Annotated in this window: 14 protein-coding genes; 8 read left to right on the top strand and 6 right to left on the bottom strand. The window is 39.3% G+C overall.

Annotation, left to right across the window (positions count from 1 at the left end):
• Positions 1–28 precede the first annotated feature (28 nt).
• Positions 29–1483 (bottom strand): cardiolipin synthase, encoded by a 1455-nt coding sequence (gene cls, locus PVK70_RS10605; protein ID WP_130047435.1) that lies wholly within the window; start codon positions 1481–1483, stop codon positions 29–31.
• Between the two features lie 308 nt (positions 1484–1791).
• Here cls and PVK70_RS10610 point away from each other — a divergent pair, with 308 nt between their 5' ends.
• Entirely contained in the window at positions 1792–3222 is a 1431-nt protein-coding gene (locus tag PVK70_RS10610) for a sodium-dependent transporter (protein WP_165367179.1), read from the top strand.
• A gap of 169 nt (positions 3223–3391) precedes the next feature.
• Here PVK70_RS10610 and PVK70_RS10615 read toward each other — a convergent pair whose 3' ends face one another.
• The 4 genes from PVK70_RS10615 to PVK70_RS10630 all read right to left on the bottom strand — a co-directional run bounded on the left by PVK70_RS10615 (position 3392) and on the right by PVK70_RS10630 (position 6413).
• The gene (locus PVK70_RS10615; RefSeq protein WP_242504750.1) at positions 3392–3823 is read right to left on the bottom strand and encodes a YchJ family protein; all 432 of its coding nucleotides are present in this window, start codon (positions 3821–3823) and stop codon (positions 3392–3394) included.
• Positions 3807–5009: an EAL and HDOD domain-containing protein gene (locus tag PVK70_RS10620; protein ID WP_130047436.1), complete on the bottom strand. Its 1203-nt coding sequence runs from the start codon at positions 5007–5009 to the stop codon at positions 3807–3809. Before PVK70_RS10620 ends, PVK70_RS10615 begins: the two co-directional genes overlap by 17 nt.
• Positions 5010–5123: 114 nt before the next feature.
• Positions 5124–5849, bottom strand: coding sequence for a UDP-2,3-diacylglucosamine diphosphatase (gene lpxH, locus PVK70_RS10625; protein ID WP_130047437.1), 726 nt, complete (start codon positions 5847–5849; stop codon positions 5124–5126).
• A 66-nt stretch (positions 5850–5915) separates the two neighbouring features.
• A complete protein-coding gene (locus PVK70_RS10630; protein ID WP_130047438.1) occupies positions 5916–6413 on the bottom strand; it encodes a peptidylprolyl isomerase in 498 nt (165 codons plus the stop codon).
• Positions 6414–6561: 148 nt separating this feature from the next.
• On the opposite strand from PVK70_RS10630, the gene cysS reads away from it, so the two are divergent.
• Both cysS and PVK70_RS10640 read left to right on the top strand, forming a co-directional pair.
• A complete protein-coding gene (gene cysS / locus PVK70_RS10635; protein WP_130047439.1) occupies positions 6562–7950 on the top strand; it encodes a cysteine--tRNA ligase in 1389 nt (462 codons plus the stop codon).
• A gap of 89 nt (positions 7951–8039) precedes the next feature.
• On the top strand, positions 8040–8618 hold the full coding sequence (locus tag PVK70_RS10640) for a thymidine kinase (RefSeq protein ID WP_122033096.1): 579 nt from the start codon (positions 8040–8042) through the stop codon (positions 8616–8618).
• A 95-nt stretch (positions 8619–8713) separates the two neighbouring features.
• Here the strand turns inward: PVK70_RS10640 and PVK70_RS10645 are convergent, their stop codons facing one another.
• The gene (locus PVK70_RS10645) at positions 8714–11251 is read right to left on the bottom strand and encodes a glycosyl hydrolase family 18 protein (protein WP_130047440.1); all 2538 of its coding nucleotides are present in this window, start codon (positions 11249–11251) and stop codon (positions 8714–8716) included.
• A gap of 619 nt (positions 11252–11870) precedes the next feature.
• Here PVK70_RS10645 and PVK70_RS10650 point away from each other — a divergent pair.
• The 5 genes from PVK70_RS10650 (at position 11871) to oppF (ending at position 17488) form a co-directional block, all read left to right on the top strand.
• Positions 11871–13535: an ABC transporter substrate-binding protein gene (locus PVK70_RS10650; RefSeq protein ID WP_130047441.1), complete on the top strand. Its 1665-nt coding sequence runs from the start codon at positions 11871–11873 to the stop codon at positions 13533–13535.
• A 104-nt stretch (positions 13536–13639) separates the two neighbouring features.
• A complete protein-coding gene (gene oppB / locus PVK70_RS10655) occupies positions 13640–14560 on the top strand; it encodes an oligopeptide ABC transporter permease OppB (protein ID WP_130060003.1) in 921 nt (306 codons plus the stop codon).
• Positions 14561–14574: 14 nt separating this feature from the next.
• Entirely contained in the window at positions 14575–15477 is a 903-nt protein-coding gene (gene oppC, locus PVK70_RS10660; protein WP_130047443.1) for an oligopeptide ABC transporter permease OppC, read from the top strand.
• Positions 15478–15527: 50 nt separating this feature from the next.
• Positions 15528–16493: an ABC transporter ATP-binding protein gene (locus PVK70_RS10665; protein WP_130047444.1), complete on the top strand. Its 966-nt coding sequence runs from the start codon at positions 15528–15530 to the stop codon at positions 16491–16493.
• The gene (gene oppF, locus PVK70_RS10670) at positions 16493–17488 is read left to right on the top strand and encodes a murein tripeptide/oligopeptide ABC transporter ATP binding protein OppF (RefSeq protein ID WP_130047445.1); all 996 of its coding nucleotides are present in this window, start codon (positions 16493–16495) and stop codon (positions 17486–17488) included. Before PVK70_RS10665 ends, oppF begins: the two co-directional genes overlap by 1 nt.
• The last annotated feature ends 78 nt before the right edge of the window (positions 17489–17566 follow it).

The raw sequence follows: 17566 nt of genomic DNA on the forward strand, positions 1-17566 counted from the left end.
ATAAGTTACGGGCTTTTTTAATATGTATTTAAAGCAGCGGACTGAACATTGAGAAGAATCGTTCAGTAAAGCGATGAGGTAAGTTACGCTGTTGCCATATTGCGAGTTCTATCGGGGTAGATTGTTCTAGATAACCGTCTAATACCCATGATAATTGTTTGGTAAATTCAGGATCATCAACGATCAAACTGACTTCAAAATTTAGCCAAAAGCTACGCATATCTAAATTTACGGTACCAATAATACAATAGCTATCATCAATCACTACTGATTTGGTATGTAGCAAGCCACCATTAAACTCATAAATATGAACGCCTGCTTTTAATAGCGTTTCAAAAAATGATTTAGATGCCCAACTGACCATTAAAGAGTCATTTTTCTTTGGTAAAATAAGCTTTACCTCCACGCCACGATGAGCCGTAGTTCGTAACGTATGCAGCAATATTTCACTAGGTACAAAATAAGGCGTAGTAATAGTGATTGATTTTCTTGCTTGATTAATCGCGGTAATCAATACTTGTTGAATAATATCGTCAGGCATCCCTGGGCCTGATGGAACAACTTGTGTCGTATGGTTGAATGGGTCAATCGATATTGGACATTCAGGCAGTGCAGGCAATTCTCTGATCCCTGTCTCCACTTCCCAATCCCATGCATGAATCGTATTTAAAACAGCAACATTAGGGCCAGTAATGCGGATCATGACGTCAACCCATTGCCCAACCCCTGAATTTTGCTTGAAGTATTGTGGGTCAACGAGATTCATTGAACCTGTGTAAGCAACCTGATTATCGATAACCACAATTTTACGGTGTAGGCGCAGATCCAGTCGACGAAAGAACATACGAAATGGACTTACACTTAACGCTTCTACTATGTTAACACCTGAATCTTTAAGCAGCTTTGGCCAATGACTTTTGAAAAAATCGATACTGCCTGCCGAATCTAAAAGTACGTTGACGGTCACTCCACGTTTAGCTGCTTTAATTAATGCACTCGCAACACTATCTGCCAAGCCACCATGGTGCCAAATGTAAAATTCCATATTGATTTCATGTTCAGCTTTTTCAATATCTCGAACAATAGCGGTGAGGATCTCTGATGGTGTATTAAGTAAAGATAAAGTGTCCCCACTGAGGGCAGGTATGCCCACACGATTTGAGCAGAGATTATGTATTGACGAAATTCGATGAGAGATTGATTGTGGTTGGTGGTGCTGACAATGGTGGACTTGTGCGAACCACTCCTCATAAGGCGTAAACATGGCCTTTGCACGCTCTCCCCTTGTTCGTCCTAAATTTAGCTCACCGATCAGAAAGTAGGCGATAACGCCAAGAACAGGAATGATATATATGATCATTAGCCACGCAAGTGAGACACCAACAGGTCTTGGTTTGAAAACCACCCGTATTGTTACACCAGCTACTAATAACCAATATAAGATGAAACCGATAAGAGTAAGCGCTTGATAAAATTTATCCATTAACCTTGATCGCAAGAGTGGTAAGTGAATCTATATTAAATCAGGAGTCGAAGGAAATAAGTAGGGTATAAGGAAAATATTTACAAAATAAAGCGTATTGATGATTTTGTAAACACTTAAGTTAAAAAAGAGGGCTGTACGTTAAAAAATATGATTACCGGGGTTTCAATTTTATTCTCAAACTGTTTTACTTGCAAATATTGAGCGTTATTCAACAATTTTTAGAGTGTACATAATTTTATACACCATTTTGATGCTCATATATAAACACAGTGCATACACAACAATATAGAATATTTGGAGAATTTGTGGCTATGAGTAATACCACTAAGCCCCGTGATACCTGGGGTTCAAAATTAGGATTTGTAATGGCTGCAGCAGGTTCTGCTGTTGGTCTAGGTAATATTTGGAAATTTCCATATACAGCGGGTGAGAATGGTGGTGGTGCATTTGTTGCTATTTATCTATTCTTTGTGATTTTTATTGGTTTTAGCGTAATGCTAACCGAGTTTGCTATCGGCCGTCGTACTCAAAAATCGGCAGTTGGCGCATTTAAGTCGACGGATCGTCGTTGGACGTTCGCTGGTGTGATTGGTGTCGTGAGTGGTCTGTTGATCATGGGCTTTTACCCAGTTGTTGGTGGTTGGGCAATTGCTTATATCGGTAAAGTAGGGACAGGTCTTTTAGATGCTCCTGAGGCAATTGGAGATAGTTTCGGTGGATTCATTTCTGATCCGGTTCAACCGTTAATGTGGATGGGCGCATATTTACTTCTAAACATCGTTATCGTAATGAAGGGTATTTCAGGCGGTATTGAAAAAGCGGGTAAGGTATTAATGCCGTTACTTTTCATTATCCTGATTATTGTTTCTGTTAAGGGACTTATGCTTCCAGGAGCGATGGCGGGTCTTGAATTCTTGTTCAGTCCTGACTTTTCTAAAATTGATAGTAACGTTATTCTTGCTGCGCTTGGTCAAGCATTCTTCTCATTATCTCTTGGTATGGGTTGTATGATGACATATGGCTCTTATCTGAAGAAGAAAGAAAACCTAGTTCAAACAACAGCAATGGTTACAGCAATGGATACGGGTGTGGCGATCCTTGCTGGTGTAGCAATGTTCCCTGCAATGTTTGCGTTTGGTATGGCCCCAACAGCAGGCCCTGGTCTTGTATTTGTAGTTGTACCTCAGCTGTTTGCTGAAATGGGTGGCGTTATTGGCCTTCTACTTGCTCTGATGTTCTTCATTGGTTTAAGTGTAGCTGCATTAACATCTTCTGTTTCACTACTAGAAGTTGTGGTTTCTTACTTAATTGATGAGAAAGGCTTATCACGAGTTAAAGCGGTTATTACAGCAAGTTCAGTGATGGCAATTCTATGTATCTTTGCTTCACTATCTTTAGGCGGTGTTGGACCAACATTGTTTGATACTGGTGCGTTCGATATCTTCGATCTTCTTACAGATAAGATCTTCTTAGCGGTTGGCGGTATGTTGGTATGTATCTTTGCCGGTTGGAGATTGACGCGTGAAGATTTAGAAAATGAAGTGACAAACGGCGGCGAAGTGAAGTTCCCACTGTTCGGCTTATGGTACGCTTTAGTTAAGTACGTTATCCCTGTTGCAATCGCAATCGTTGCATTCATGGGTATTTCATCTGGTTTTGATAGTGGTAAAGGCCCTATCATGCTGCTAGGTGTAGCTATTATTGCTGGCTCAGCGTTAATCTCGAAGAAGTTTTAATCTGAAATAACCAGAAACGAGAGTCTGGTGGTTCTCGTTTTTTTATACCTAACTAAATATAGGGATATTAATCAGTAGTAGATGATTGTAACTCTTACTTTATTTATACAAACATAAAAAAGCCTGATAAATAATCAGGCTTTAATTTTACTATGCATGTTCAATTAGGTTATTCAACGTCACCATCAATGTAATACCACTTTCCACCTTCCTTTAAAAAACGAGAGTGTTCTTTCAATTGATGCAGTTGACCATCTTCTGAATAGGTTGCTTTAAATGAAACAAAACCTTCATTATCAATTTGGTCAGATAGATGTGCAGAGATTACTTTTAACTTGCGCCAATCGAGTTGGGTTGAATCTTCAATACCTTCTCTAAACTCTTCGGCGTTACAAGTTGGGTGATAAGTATCAATAATATATTGAGTAAGTTTCTTTACATGAGCACTGTAGCGTGAACGCATCAATAGCTCTGGTGTTATTGCTAAAGCATGGTTGTTGTGAATAGGCTCACAGCACACTGAATAATTTTTTTTAGTACCACACGGGCAATGATTCGATTTAGACATTGATAATATTTGCTCTTTAATTTTCCATGTCATCTACCCATTCGGCAGATTCTTTGTAGCAGTTTGTAAATTCTTCTTCAGTAATCTTCAAGGTGGCACAGCATTTTGAAACGACGTTCCAATTCGCTTTCTCATAACTTTCAATGGCTAAAATGAGCATACCAAGTGCCCCTTTACGTTCAGTAAGAGCGAGTTTTATTTCTGTCGAAATAGGTAAGTGCTGAATTAAGCTATTTAAAGGTTGGTCTAATAATGGCTCTAATAATGAAAATAAGCCGACTAAGAATGCTTGGCTTGGTTCAAGTTTAATGTTTGTTTTGGTTACGATCAGTTCACACAATTTCGCTCTATGAATCGACAATGTGTACAGTGATTGCGGTTTATGTTGCGTGGCATGAGCAACGGCAACTAAAGAGATAAATTGACGTAACTTAGTTTCACCTAAATAGACAAGAGCCTGCTTAAAAGAGGTGATTGGTTTATCAATGACTGAAGAGGCATTAACAAAGCGCAGTAATTTATAAGATAATGAGACATCTTGAACTAAGTATTTTTCAACGGCATTAAAGTCAACAATCGGTGCTGAGATTTCTTTATATAGCTGCATTATTGACAATTGATTTGGTTGAATCGCTCGCTGTTGCAACATTTCAGGTTTACTAAAAAAATAGCCTTGAAAATAAGTAAAACCTGCTGCTTTTGCTTGTTCGAATTCTTCGTAAGTTTCTACTTTTTCAGCTAAAAATTCGATGTTATATTTCTCACAGTGACGGATAAATAACTTTGCTTTTAAAATAGGGATTGCTCGAATATCAAACTTGATGATATCGATGTAAGGCAAAAAAGGCGTCCATAGAGGGTTTGGTTCAAAGTCATCTAGAGCTAACTTATAACCACGCTTAGATAATGTTTTGATGGCATCAAGTAGCTCTTGATTTGGAATGCAATCTTCGAGGATTTCAACCACTAAATTATTGGCGCTGAATAGAGTAGGTACCAGGTTGATTAAGCTTTGATGAGGAAAGTTTACAAATCCAAGTTTGTTATTTGTCGCATTACACTGAGAGCTTAGAAAGTGGTCTGACAGTAATCGGCTCGTTGCTGCTTCTGCTTCAACTGCAGGAAAGGTGTTTTTTGGACCATCACGGAACAATAATTCATAACCAATCGTATTTTTTTTCAAGTCTAGGATCGGTTGACGAGCAACATATGAGTACATAACAACTATTCTCTACAGCGTGTTGGATCGAAACTTGTTTCATCATAGTCTTTTTACGGTAAAAAGACTATAAATCTCCTTATTGGATAGATAAGGAGCGGTAATTAATGTGATTTATTTAAAACTTTTATTCTGAAGTGTATATTTATTGTTCTTAAATTCAAGAATAGATCCTTGAGTGTACCAATCACCAAGCACAATACGAGTCATCTCTTCTGAGTTGTGATTAAAAGTATGCACATTGGGACGATGTGTATGCCCGTGGATCAGCCTTTTAACGCCTTCTTGTCGCATTACTCTTTCTACTTCACTTTGAGTAACGTCCATAATCGTGAGTTTTTTGTGCTGTTTCTTTTCTTTGATTTTATCTTGCACATTTTTCACAATACGCTGGCGAATAAACAGAGGAATACGGTTAAATACCCATTGTAACCATGGCTGATGGACTTTAGCGCGGAACTCTTGATATTTGATATCATCAATACATAAAGTATCACCGTGCATGATAAGTACTTTTTCGTTATTGATATCAATCACCGTGTGATCGGCTAGGAGTTGAACTCCCGTTTCTTTACAAAAGCGTTTATTTAATAAGAAGTCACGATTACCCTGAATGAAGTAACACTTAACACCATGTTGGGTTAATGCTTTAAATGCTTCTTTAATTACTACATTAAAGGGAGAGTTATCATCATCACCGATCCAAAACTCAAACAAATCACCTAACACGTACAGTTTCTCTGCATGAATGGCCTCTGTATTCATAAAGTCTAAAAAACAATCAGTAATATCAGGGCGAAGAGGCGAGAGGTGAAGATCAGAAATAAATAAAATAGTCATAGAATGCTTTTTGTTGGAGTGATGAAGATGCTAGCCCTTAAGGAATAAGAGCCAGCATAAACAGAATTATTCTGTAATTGTAGTACCAGTAATGAATACTTCTTCAACTGGAACATCTTGGTGTACGTAACCGTAGTTACCAGTAGCAACACCTTTGATCTTGTTTACTACGTCCATGCCTTCAACTACTTCAGCGAATACACAGTAACCCCAACCATCCATAGACTCAGATTTAAAATCTAGGAATTTATTGTCGTTTACGTTGATGAAGAATTGAGAACTTGCTGAATGCGGTTCCATAGTACGAGCCATTGCTAATGTACCTACTTTATTGCTTAGGCCATTATTTGCTTCATTTTTGATCGTAGCACGACCTGTTTTCTCTTCAAGACCAGAAGTCATGCCGCCGCCTTGAACCATAAAGCCATCAATTACACGGTGGAAAAGTGTATTGTCGTAAAAACCATCTTGACAGTATTGTAGGAAGTTAGCACAAGTTGCAGGTGCTTTATCTTCATGAAGCTTAACTGTGATGTCACCAAATGATGTGTGAAGGATGATCATGAAATTACCTTTGTAATTGTATTTAAATAGAATTTGATTTTACCTAAGATTAACGAGGATCTACAGGGAATTTTCTTGCTATCATTACTTAATATAGGTTTAATAGCCTTTATATATCCTTTAAACAAATAATGAGTAAAAAAAGAGCATGTTGAAAATATATAACTCAATTACACGTCAAAAAGAAGAATTTAAACCAATTACCGAAGGTAAAGTCGGTATGTATGTGTGTGGGGTTACCATTTACGACTTGTGCCACATTGGTCACGGCCGTACGTTTGTCTCTTTTGATGTGATTTCTCGTTATTTACGTTTCTTAGGTTACGACCTTACTTTTGTGCGTAATATTACCGATATTGATGACAAGATCATTAAGCGTGCTGCTGAGAATGGTGAAACATGTGATGCACTTACTGAGCGTTTAATTGCCGATATGCACGCTGATTTTGATGCGTTAAATATGAAACGTCCAGATGTTGAACCAAGAGCGACTGAATACATTTCAGAAATTATTGAATTGGTTGATCGTCTAATTGAACGCGGCTTTGCTTATGTTGCATCAAATGGTGATGTCATGTTTGAAGTTAAAAAATACGATGAATATGGTCGCCTTTCTCGCCAAGATCTTGAACAGCTTCAAGCGGGCTCTCGTGTAACCATTGAAGAAGCAAGCGTTAAACGCAGTGGTATGGATTTCGTTTTATGGAAAATGTCTAAGCCGGGTGAACCTACATGGGAATCACCTTGGGGACCTGGTCGTCCTGGCTGGCATATTGAATGTTCAGCGATGAACTCTTCTATTCTGGGTAATCATTTTGATATTCATGGTGGTGGATCTGATTTAATGTTCCCACACCACGAAAATGAAATTGCGCAATCATGCTGTGCTCATGACTCTAAGTATGTAAATACATGGATGCACAGTGGCATGGTTATGGTTGATCGTGAGAAGATGTCTAAATCATTAGGTAACTTCTTTACTATCCGTGATGTGTTAGCACACTACGATTCAGAGACGGTTCGTTATTTCTTAATGTCTGGTCACTACCGTAGCCAATTAAACTACAGTGAAGATAACTTGAACCAAGCTCGTGCGTCATTAGAGCGTTTATATACGTCATTACGTGGTCTTGATTTAACGGTAACTCCTGCTGGTGGCGAAGAGTTTGTTACCCGTTTTTCTACGGCAATGAATGATGACTTTAATACGCCTGAAGCTTATTCGGTATTATTCGAAATGGCTCGTGAAGTAAACCGCCTGAAGACTGAAAATGTAGAAGCCGCTTCTAAATTGGGTGCGTTAATGCGCGAACTTGCTGATGTGTTAGGTTTGTTATCACAAGAGCCAGAAGCTTTCTTACAAGGTAATAATGGCAGTGATGATGAAGTCGCTGAAATTGAAGCGTTAATTAAAGCACGTAATGACGCTCGTGCCGCAAAAGATTGGGCAGCTGCTGATGCGGCTCGTGATGCAATTGCTGCACTAAATATTGTACTTGAAGATGGCCCTGAAGGGACGACATGGCGTCGTAAGTAATCTTAACTAATTTTATTAAAGGGGCTGGTTTTCCAGCCTTTTTTATTGCCAATTTTATAAATTTTTAAACTTTAATAGAGGACACATTTGTGGCTCAAATGTACTTTTATTACTCAGCAATGAATGCGGGTAAATCAACGACACTTCTTCAATCGTCTTTTAATTATCAAGAACGAGGTATGAATCCTGCTATTTTTACCGCAGCGATTGATGACCGTTACGGTGTGGGTAAAGTAAGCTCTCGTATTGGTCTAGATGCTGATGCGCATTTATTTAATACTGATATGAATTTATTTGAAGCAATTAAAACGCTTCATGAAAAAGAGAAGCTTCATTGTGTGTTAATCGATGAATGCCAATTCCTAACGAAAGAGCAGGTTTATCAATTGACTGAAGTGGTTGATAAATTAGATATCCCAGCATTGTGTTATGGTTTAAGAACGGACTTTTTAGGTGAGTTGTTTGAAGGCAGTAAATACTTATTGTCTTGGGCAGATAAATTAGTAGAGTTAAAAACGATTTGCCATTGTGGGCGTAAAGCGAATATGGTTATTCGTACTGATGAGCATGGGGTTGCTATTGCTGATGGCGATCAGGTTGCTATTGGTGGTAATGAATTGTATGTATCAGTTTGCCGTTTGCATTATAAAGAAGCGCTAGGTAAGTAAAGTTTACTTAAGTAATTCTATTGTTTTGAAAAGAAAGACCAAGCTCAGATGAATGAACTTGGTCTTTTTATTATTTATAAGGTTAATGTCGAAGGTTAGTTACAAGTAGAAATACCGACTTCTTTCCATACTCCCCACTCACCAGATTTTGATGGCTCATCACCTTTTGTCCACCATTTCGCTTCCCATACTTTACCTGCTTGTGATACTTGATCACCACCAGTATAAACGGCTGAAGCATCCCATGCGTTGTCACAAGTTAATGGTGGGTCACCAGCATCTTTCAGAACAGTCACGGTAACATTTGAAGTATCTGATGCTTGACCATCATTAACTGTTACAGAGAAGGTGAAAGGCGTATCTACAGTATAAGAGCCTGCTGTAAAGGTTACTTGAGAACCAACAACAGTAGCATCAATACCTGTAGGGATTACCCATGAATAGGTTAATGGATCATTGTCTGCGTCAGTTGATGTTGATGCGTCAAGAGTAACAACATCGCCTTTGTTTACCGATGTTGGAGCAACGATAACAGCTACAGGCGCGGTATTTACCGGTCCTGTACCTTCAACTGTTACTGAGACTGCTACTGAATCAGATGCCGCTGCACCTTTATCATCTGTAACGGTTAACGTGAACTGAAGTGTTTCAGATTGAGCAAAGGTATCAGTAGCAAAGCTTGGGTTAACTGAATCTGCACCAGTTAATGTCACTTTTGGTCCAGAAGTTTGTGTCCATGCATAAGAAACAATAGAACCGTCACTGTCAGATGATAATGAACCATCAAGTTGTACAGATGCAGGTGCAGTCACTGAAAGATCTACGCCGGCTTTAGCTATAGGTTTTTTGTTTGCAGGAGGCGTAACCGTTCCGTCGCCAGCAAGACCTTCTTGCATCGCATTTAGAATGTCACCATTATCTGCATCGATTTCCCATGCAAATAAACCACCTAAACCAAGTGAACGAACGTATTCACCTTTAGCGAGTACAGATTGTTTATTATCATAAGTGATTAAGTCACCATTGCTTGGATCATAAGCGTAAGCGGCTTGAGCAATATCATCATAACCCACTTCAACGCCTGCTTTATTTACGTAATTAGTCACCACATCTTTGTAATCAATTACGCCAGCTTCCCATGAGCCTGCAACTTTACCGTTACCAACCCCTGTCATTGGATTTGTCGGATCGGTCATGCTATCACGTGTAACACCAGTCCAACCACGTGCATACATAGCAGCACCTACAACCAGCTTCTTAGCATCAACACCTTGAGCAAGTAATAAGTCAATCGCATTAGTGATTGTATAAGCAGGTCCTTTACGAGGTTCGCCTTTATCATCAAGACCTGTACCATCACATTCGCCTTGAGACATATGTGTTCCACAGTTTAGTGCTGTTTGGTGACCAACAACATTATTCCAACCGCCGAAGAAATCGTATGTCATTGCAAAAATGTAATCCATATATTGCGATGCAGCAGCATAGTCAACATCTTCAATTTTGTCATAACCAGCACCGATTGCTGAAGTTAACTCATAGGTTTTTCCTGTTTCGGCACTTAATTCATCAAGCATTGCTCTTAGTTCTTGCATTAAAGCAACATAAGCAGGGCCGTCATTAACAGGGTCACCACCGGTTGCACTTGCACCGTCACCACCAGGGAATTCCCAATCAATATCTACACCATCATAAAACTTCCATGTTTTAAGGAACTGTTTAACTGACGCGACAAAAATATCTCGCTTGGATTTATCAACAAAGTCGTAGAAAGGGTCTGATAAAGTCCAACCGCCGATTGATGGAACAATTTTAAGATCTGGATAGCGTTGTTTCAGTGCCATCATTTGACCATAAGTCCCTTTATAAGGCGTACTAAAAGAATGGCCAGATTGAGGTTGTGGCATTTGAACTGCAGCCCATGGGTCATGAATAACGACTTCATAATCAGGCGTTCCAGCACAAGCGCGGTTTAATGCTGCTAGACTATTACCATTTTCAATTTCACCTAAAGAAGGGTTAGGGCCACAGATAGGAACAAACCCATAAAGAATATGCGTTAGATTCTGTGCTGGAATTTGGTCAACGGCAAATTTACGACCATAAACACCCCATTCAACAAAATAAGCTCCAGAAACCATTCCATCAGGTGTGGTGTAATTTCCATTGGCAGGATCGACATTCATTGGTAGCGGGTCTAAATGGCTACCATCAGTATCGGCAACAACAATTGCTTTGGCTGCACTGGTGCTACATTCTTCTGTTGCACCTGAACCATTACAAAGTTCTACCGTCATTTCGTATTGGCCACCTTGACGAACTTGTAGAACCGTAGAGGCTTTTTGTGAAGCAGTAGGAGAAATCGATTCTTCATGAACAACAACGCCATTTAATAACACGCGCCATTTTTCTGCAGATTCACCAGACCAACGATCCCAAGTAACAGGGACTTCAGCAAAGTCTTTTACTGTGACAAGATTTTTATATGATGTTGCGGCTTGATCAACTTCAATAATGGCAAAATCGGTTTCCATCCAAGAGATAATCGCTTGGCCTGGTGCTGCAGCATAGGTAGGCATTGATAGAGCAAGAGCGACAGCTCCAGAACAAAGCCCAAGTTTTTTCTTTAACATAAATAACATCCTTGATAATGAATCCAAAAACGGATTACCGCAAAATATTTGCAGTGCTATTTATAATTATTCATATTTTATAAACTTCCAGTTGGTTGTAGCTGTTTGGCAGCAGCCTAAAAGTATTGAAGAGGTTAATTTGTAAGCGATGATTTTTTTTGAAGGGTGGTTCTAAATTATGATTTTTAAAGATTGCATTAGATGTATTAGGCTTATTTCGCTTCTAAAAATATAAATATCTGTCTAATTTGCGTTCATTTATATTGTTTTTTAATGCGACATGTAGCATTTTTGTTGGGTTTTTATTCTAAATAATGAGTGTTTTTTAGATTGATTAGCGATCGATTCTATATTTTTATAGTTTTCTATATATTCAATCCGCAATAAGTTTAAAAGTTGGTCATTTATGCTGTTAATTGTGATGTTTTTAAAAATTATCAGGTGTTTTGTGACAAAAATGTGGCAAATTACTTCAATGATTGATAATGTTGCCCTCGAATCTTCGATGGATTTATCTTTTTTAAGACGCATTTAACGTTTTTTAGATGATAAATGATTGGCAAGTCGTTCTGCCCGAAGTATGTCATGGATGCAAAATAGAATGTATTGGAGTTAATGCATGTATAAGAATAAAATTACACAAGCAATCTTGCTTGGTGGCCTGTCACTAACACTAGCTGGCTGTGGAGATAAACCTGCAGAGCAACCAGTGAAAGAAACAAAACCTGCTGAAAAACCAGTATCAACAGAAGTCGTTTACGCTGACGTTCAAGAACTGACTCGTGGTAACGGTACTGAAGTTGCAACGCTTGATCCTCATAAATCTCAAGGTGTACCTGAATCGCACGTTATTCGTGATCTACTAGAAGGTCTTGTAAACCAAGATGCTGACGGTAATACGATCCCTGGTGTCGCTGAAAGCTGGGAAACGACAGATAACAAAAATTTTGTTTTCCATTTACGTAAAGATGCTAAATGGTCAAATGGCGATCCTGTAACAGCAGATGATTTTGTATACAGTTTCCAACGTGCTGTTGATCCTGCTACAGCATCGCCATACTCTTGGTATATGGAATATACTAAGATGGTAAATGCAAAAGACATCATTGCTGGTAAAAAAGATAAGAGTGAATTAGGTGTTAAAGCGATTGATGCTAATACACTAGAGATTCAACTTGATACAGCAGTACCATATTTTGTAATGATGATGGGCCACACAACAGTGAAGCCTGTGCATCAAGCAACAGTTGAAGAATTTGGCGATAAGTGGACTAAACCAGGTAACTTTGTTGGTAATGGTGCATTTGTTGTTAAAAATTGGGTTGTAAACGAGCGCTTAGAGCTAGTTCGTAACGAACAGTACTGGGATAATAAAGATACAAAACTTGATAAAGTAACGTTCTTACCAATCGAAAACCCAGTAGCTGAAATGAACCGCTTCTTATCTGGTGAAATCAGCTTCACTTCTACGCTTCCAACAGAGCACTTTAAGCGTCTTCAAAAAGAAGAGCCAGAGTCAGTATCTGTTGAAGGCAGTTTATGTACTTATTACTACTCGTTCAATACTCAAAAGAAACCATTTGATGATGTACGTGTTCGTAAAGCAATCTCTTACGCTATCGACCGTGATATCGTGTCAGGTGCTATCTTAGGTCAAGGTCAAAAACCGGCTTACTTCTTAACACCTGAAATCACAGCGGGCTTTAATCCTGAGCTTCCTGCTTACGGTAAGATGACTCAAGAAGAGCGTAATGCTGAAGCGAAACGTTTACTAGCAGAAGCTGGCTTCGGTCCTGAGAATCCACTTAAGTTTACCCTTCTATACAACACATCTGAAAACCATAAAAAGATCGCAGTTGCCGCTGGTTCTATGTGGAAGAAGACGCTTGGTCTAGAAGTTTCACTAGAAAACCAAGAATGGAAAACGTACCTAGACTCAAAAGATCAAGGTCAATTTGAAGTTGCCCGTGCCGGTTGGTGTGGTGATTATAACGAAGCGTCTTCTTTCTTAACTTTAATGGTAAGTAAGAACACAACAGGTGGTAAACACTACCTAAGCGCTGAGTATGATGCATTAATTGACAAAGCACTAAAATCAACATCTGAAGAAGAGCGTACTGCTATCTATCTACAAGCTGAACAGCTTTTAGCAGAAGACATGCCAATCGCACCTATCTATCAGTATGTTCGTTCTCGTCTATTGTCTCCACAAGTAGGTGGCTTCCCAGCAGAAAATGCGGAAGAAAAAATCTACTCAAAAGATCTATACATCAAAGCTAATTAATCATTAGCAAATAAAACTATAAAAAAAGTCACTGCACGCAGGATAGCGTGTAGTGACTAGATCTACCTCTATTTTATTTTTGTCACAGACTGGAAGAGTGAATTATGTTTCAATTCATTATCAAACGGATCCTTGAAGCAATCCCAACTATGTTGGTTTTGATCACTATCTCATTTTTCTTAATGAGATTCGCACCGGGTAATCCATTTTCTACAGAGCGCCCACTTCCGCCTGAAGTAATGGCGAACATCAATGCAAAGTATGGTTTAGATAAGCCTGTCTTTGAACAATACACAACGTATCTTGGAAACATTCTGCAAGGTGATTTTGGACCATCATTTAAATACCAAGATTACACAGTTAATGAGTTGGTTGAAGCGGCGTTACCTGTATCTGCAAAAGTGGGTTTCTTTGCCTTTATCTTTACCGTTGTACTTGGTGTGTCTATTGGTACCTTAGCAGCATTAAGGCAAAATACCTGGCTCGATTACAGTATCATGTCCACCGCCATGGTCGGGGTGGTAATGCCATCCTTTGTGTTGGCACCAGCCCTTATTTATTTATTCTCAATTGAACTTGGTTGGTTCCCTGCAGGTGGCTGGCATGATGGTTCATTCAAATACATGTTCTTACCAATCTTGGGTATGTCATTTCTTTACGTTGCAACTTTCGCTCGTATTACCCGCGGTAGCATGATTGAAACTCTTAACAGTAACTTTATCCGTACAGCTCGAGCAAAGGGATTAAGCTACCGCTATATCGTTCTAAAACATGCGTTAAAACCAGCAATGCTGCCTGTTGTTTCTTATATGGGTCCTGCGTTTGTAGGTATTATTACCGGCTCAGTCGTTATCGAAACTATTTTTGGTCTACCAGGCATTGGTAAGTTATTCGTAAACGCAGCCTTTAACCGTGATTATTCGTTAGTAATGGGGGTGACCATCTTAATTGGTTTCCTATTCATTTTATTCAACGCCATTGTTGATGTGTTACTAGCAATAATTGACCCGAAAATTCGTTATTAATAGGGAACGGACGTATGTTAACTAAAAAAGAAAATTTAGAAGCGATCGAAAAGTTCTCAGAAAATCTTGAGATTGAAGGTCGAAGTTTATGGCAGGATGCTCGTCTGCGTTTTATGCGAAATAAAGCGGCGATGATCAGTCTTTTTATTCTTACTTTAATGACGTTAGCAGTTATTTTTCTGCCGATGTTCAGTCAATATGCATATGATGATACCGATTGGTATGCGCTGCATGCTGCTCCAAGTGCAGAGCATTTATTTGGCACCGATAGCTTAGGTCGTGATTTGTTTGTTCGTACTTTAGTTGGTGGCCGAATCTCATTGATGGTTGGTATCTTAGGTGCGTTAGTTGCGGTACTTATCGGGACTCTTTACGGCGCAACATCAGGGTTTGTTGGCGGTAAAGTTGACCGAGTTATGATGCGTTTCATTGAGATTTTATACGCGGTTCCATTTATGTTCCTAGTCATCGTATTAGTGACATTCTTTGGTCGTAATATCGTACTTATCTTTGTTGCTATCGGTGCGATTGCTTGGCTAGATATGGCTCGTATCGTTCGAGGCCAGACACTGAGTTTACGTAGCAAAGAGTTTATCGAAGCTGCACACGTGTGTGGTGTGAGTAAGTGGGGCATCATCACTCGCCATATCGTACCAAACGTATTAGGTATTGTTGCTGTTTATTCAACATTGCTTATTCCAAGTATGATCCTAACTGAATCTTTCCTATCTTTCCTAGGTCTAGGTGTTCAAGAGCCGATGACAAGTTGGGGTGCCTTACTTCAAGAGGGCTCTCAAACAATGGAAGTGGCAATTTGGCAGTTAACTTTCCCCGCTTTATTTATGGTCGTTACCTTATTCTGCTTTAACTATGTGGGTGATGGTTTACGTGATGCGCTGGATCCAAAAGACAGATAACTCTCTGTGTGGACAGTTAATTATTAAACAAATTTGAGCAGGAAAGAATTATGAGTTTATTAGATGTAAAAGATCTGCGTGTAGAGTTTACAACTCAAGATGGTAACGTAACCGCAGTAAACGATTTAAACTTCTCACTTCAACAAGGTGAGACATTAGGCATTGTTGGTGAATCTGGCTCTGGTAAGTCACAGACAGTATTTGCACTAATGGGTCTATTAGCTAAAAACGGTATTATTACGGGTAGTGCAAAGTTTGAAGGCAAAGAAATTCTTAACCTTCCTGAAAAAGAGCTAAACAGTATTCGTGCTGAACAGATGGCGATGATTTTCCAAGATCCAATGACATCGCTTAATCCATACATGAAAGTTAGCGACCAGCTAATGGAAGTATTAATGCTACATAAAGGCATGGGTAAAGCAGAAGCGTTTGAAGAATCTGTCCGAATGCTAGAAGCGGTTAAAATTCCAGAAGCTCGTAAGCGTATTACTATGTACCCACATGAATTCTCAGGTGGTATGCGTCAGCGTGTGATGATAGCAATGGCGTTATTATGTCGTCCTAAGTTACTTATTGCAGATGAGCCAACAACCGCTCTTGATGTAACTGTACAAGCACAAATCATGGAATTATTGAATGAGCTGAAGAGTGAATTTAATACGGCAATTATTATGATTACCCACGATTTGGGTGTGGTTGCAGGGTCATGTGACAAAGTGCTTGTAATGTACGCTGGTCGTACAATGGAATACGGTACAGTAAATGAAATATTTTATGAACCAAGTCACCCATATGCAGAAGGTCTATTAAAAGCGATTCCGCGTTTAGATCAAGAAGGTGAGATTTTACCAACGATTCCTGGTAATCCACCTAACTTACTTCGTTTACCAACGGGTTGCCCTTATCAAGAGCGCTGCCATCGAGTAATGAGCCGTTGTAAGCAAGAAGCTCCGATCTTATTGCCGTTTGGTCAAGATAGATTACGTGCTTGTTTTTCTGATCAGGAGACGTGGTAATGTCAGCAGATAAAAATTTAATCTTAGATGTAAAGAATCTAAAAGTCCACTTTAGCATTGCATCAAAATCAGTATGGCCATGGGCTAAACCTGCGAACCTAAAAGCAGTAGATGGTGTAAACGTTCGCTTATATGAAGGCGAAACACTGGGTGTCGTAGGTGAGTCCGGCTGTGGTAAATCAACGTTTGCTCGTGCAATTATCGGTTTGGTAGAAGCAACAGAAGGCGAAGTAGTTTGGCTGGGTGAAGATTTAACTAAATTAGATGACGAGCCTTTGCGTCAAAAACGTAAAGAGATCCAAATGATCTTCCAAGATCCATTGGCATCTCTTAACCCACGTATGACGGTAGGCGATATCATTGCTGAGCCACTACAGACTTTCTATCCAAAACTGACAAAAGATGAAGTGAAAGATAGAGTAAAAGAGATGATGGCAAAGGTGGGGTTATTACCAAACGTAATCAACCGTTACCCTCATGAATTCTCTGGTGGTCAGTGTCAGCGTATCGGTATTGCTCGTGCACTAATTCTAAAGCCTAAAATGATCATCTGTGATGAGCCTGTATCTGCTCTAGATGTATCGATTCAAGCACAGGTAGTAAACTTACTTAAAGAGTTGCAAAAAGAACTTGGTTTAAGCTTAGTCTTTATTGCCCACGATTTATCTGTCGTTAAGCATATTTCAGATCGCGTATTGGTTATGTATTTGGGTAATGAGGTTGAACTTGGCGAGTCTGATGCGTTGTTTAGTGACCCTAAGCACCCATACACTAAAGCGCTGATGTCAGCGGTTCCAATTCCAGATCCAAAGCTTGAGAGAGCAAAAGTGATTGAGATGCTAGAAGGGGATTTACCTTCACCTATTAATCCACCATCTGGTTGTGTATTCCGTACTCGTTGTCCTCAAGCTACAGATATATGTGCACAGACTAAACCAGAGCTAAAAGGAACAGATGTACACGCCGTTTCTTGTTTAGCGGTAACCGATATCTAATGTAAAAAGCCATCATAATTCGATGAATTATGATGGCAATTTCAGTTTTTAATCATTCAGCCTGTGACAGGCTTAAGC

This window comes from Aliivibrio sp. A6 (assembly GCF_028765505.1).
Lineage (GTDB): Bacteria > Pseudomonadota > Gammaproteobacteria > Enterobacterales > Vibrionaceae > Aliivibrio > Aliivibrio finisterrensis_A.

What these genes read in the sequence shown, in the direction of transcription:
- oppB (WP_130060003.1), top strand. Translation starts at nt 13,640, where the DNA reads ATGTTTCAATTCATTATCAAACGGATCCTTGAAGCAATCCCAACTATG.
- cysS (WP_130047439.1), top strand. Translation starts at nt 6,562, where the DNA reads ATGTTGAAAATATATAACTCAATTACACGTCAAAAAGAAGAATTTAAA.
- oppC (WP_130047443.1), top strand. Translation starts at nt 14,575, where the DNA reads ATGTTAACTAAAAAAGAAAATTTAGAAGCGATCGAAAAGTTCTCAGAA.
- PVK70_RS10620 (WP_130047436.1), bottom strand. Translation starts at nt 5,009, where the DNA reads ATGTACTCATATGTTGCTCGTCAACCGATCCTAGACTTGAAAAAAAAT.
- oppF (WP_130047445.1), top strand. Translation starts at nt 16,493, where the DNA reads ATGTCAGCAGATAAAAATTTAATCTTAGATGTAAAGAATCTAAAAGTC.
- cls (WP_130047435.1), bottom strand. Translation starts at nt 1,483, where the DNA reads ATGGATAAATTTTATCAAGCGCTTACTCTTATCGGTTTCATCTTATAT.
- PVK70_RS10665 (WP_130047444.1), top strand. Translation starts at nt 15,528, where the DNA reads ATGAGTTTATTAGATGTAAAAGATCTGCGTGTAGAGTTTACAACTCAA.
- PVK70_RS10650 (WP_130047441.1), top strand. Translation starts at nt 11,871, where the DNA reads ATGTATAAGAATAAAATTACACAAGCAATCTTGCTTGGTGGCCTGTCA.
- PVK70_RS10615 (WP_242504750.1), bottom strand. Translation starts at nt 3,823, where the DNA reads ATGACATGGAAAATTAAAGAGCAAATATTATCAATGTCTAAATCGAAT.
- PVK70_RS10630 (WP_130047438.1), bottom strand. Translation starts at nt 6,413, where the DNA reads ATGATCATCCTTCACACATCATTTGGTGACATCACAGTTAAGCTTCAT.
- lpxH (WP_130047437.1), bottom strand. Translation starts at nt 5,849, where the DNA reads ATGACTATTTTATTTATTTCTGATCTTCACCTCTCGCCTCTTCGCCCT.
- PVK70_RS10645 (WP_130047440.1), bottom strand. Translation starts at nt 11,251, where the DNA reads ATGTTAAAGAAAAAACTTGGGCTTTGTTCTGGAGCTGTCGCTCTTGCT.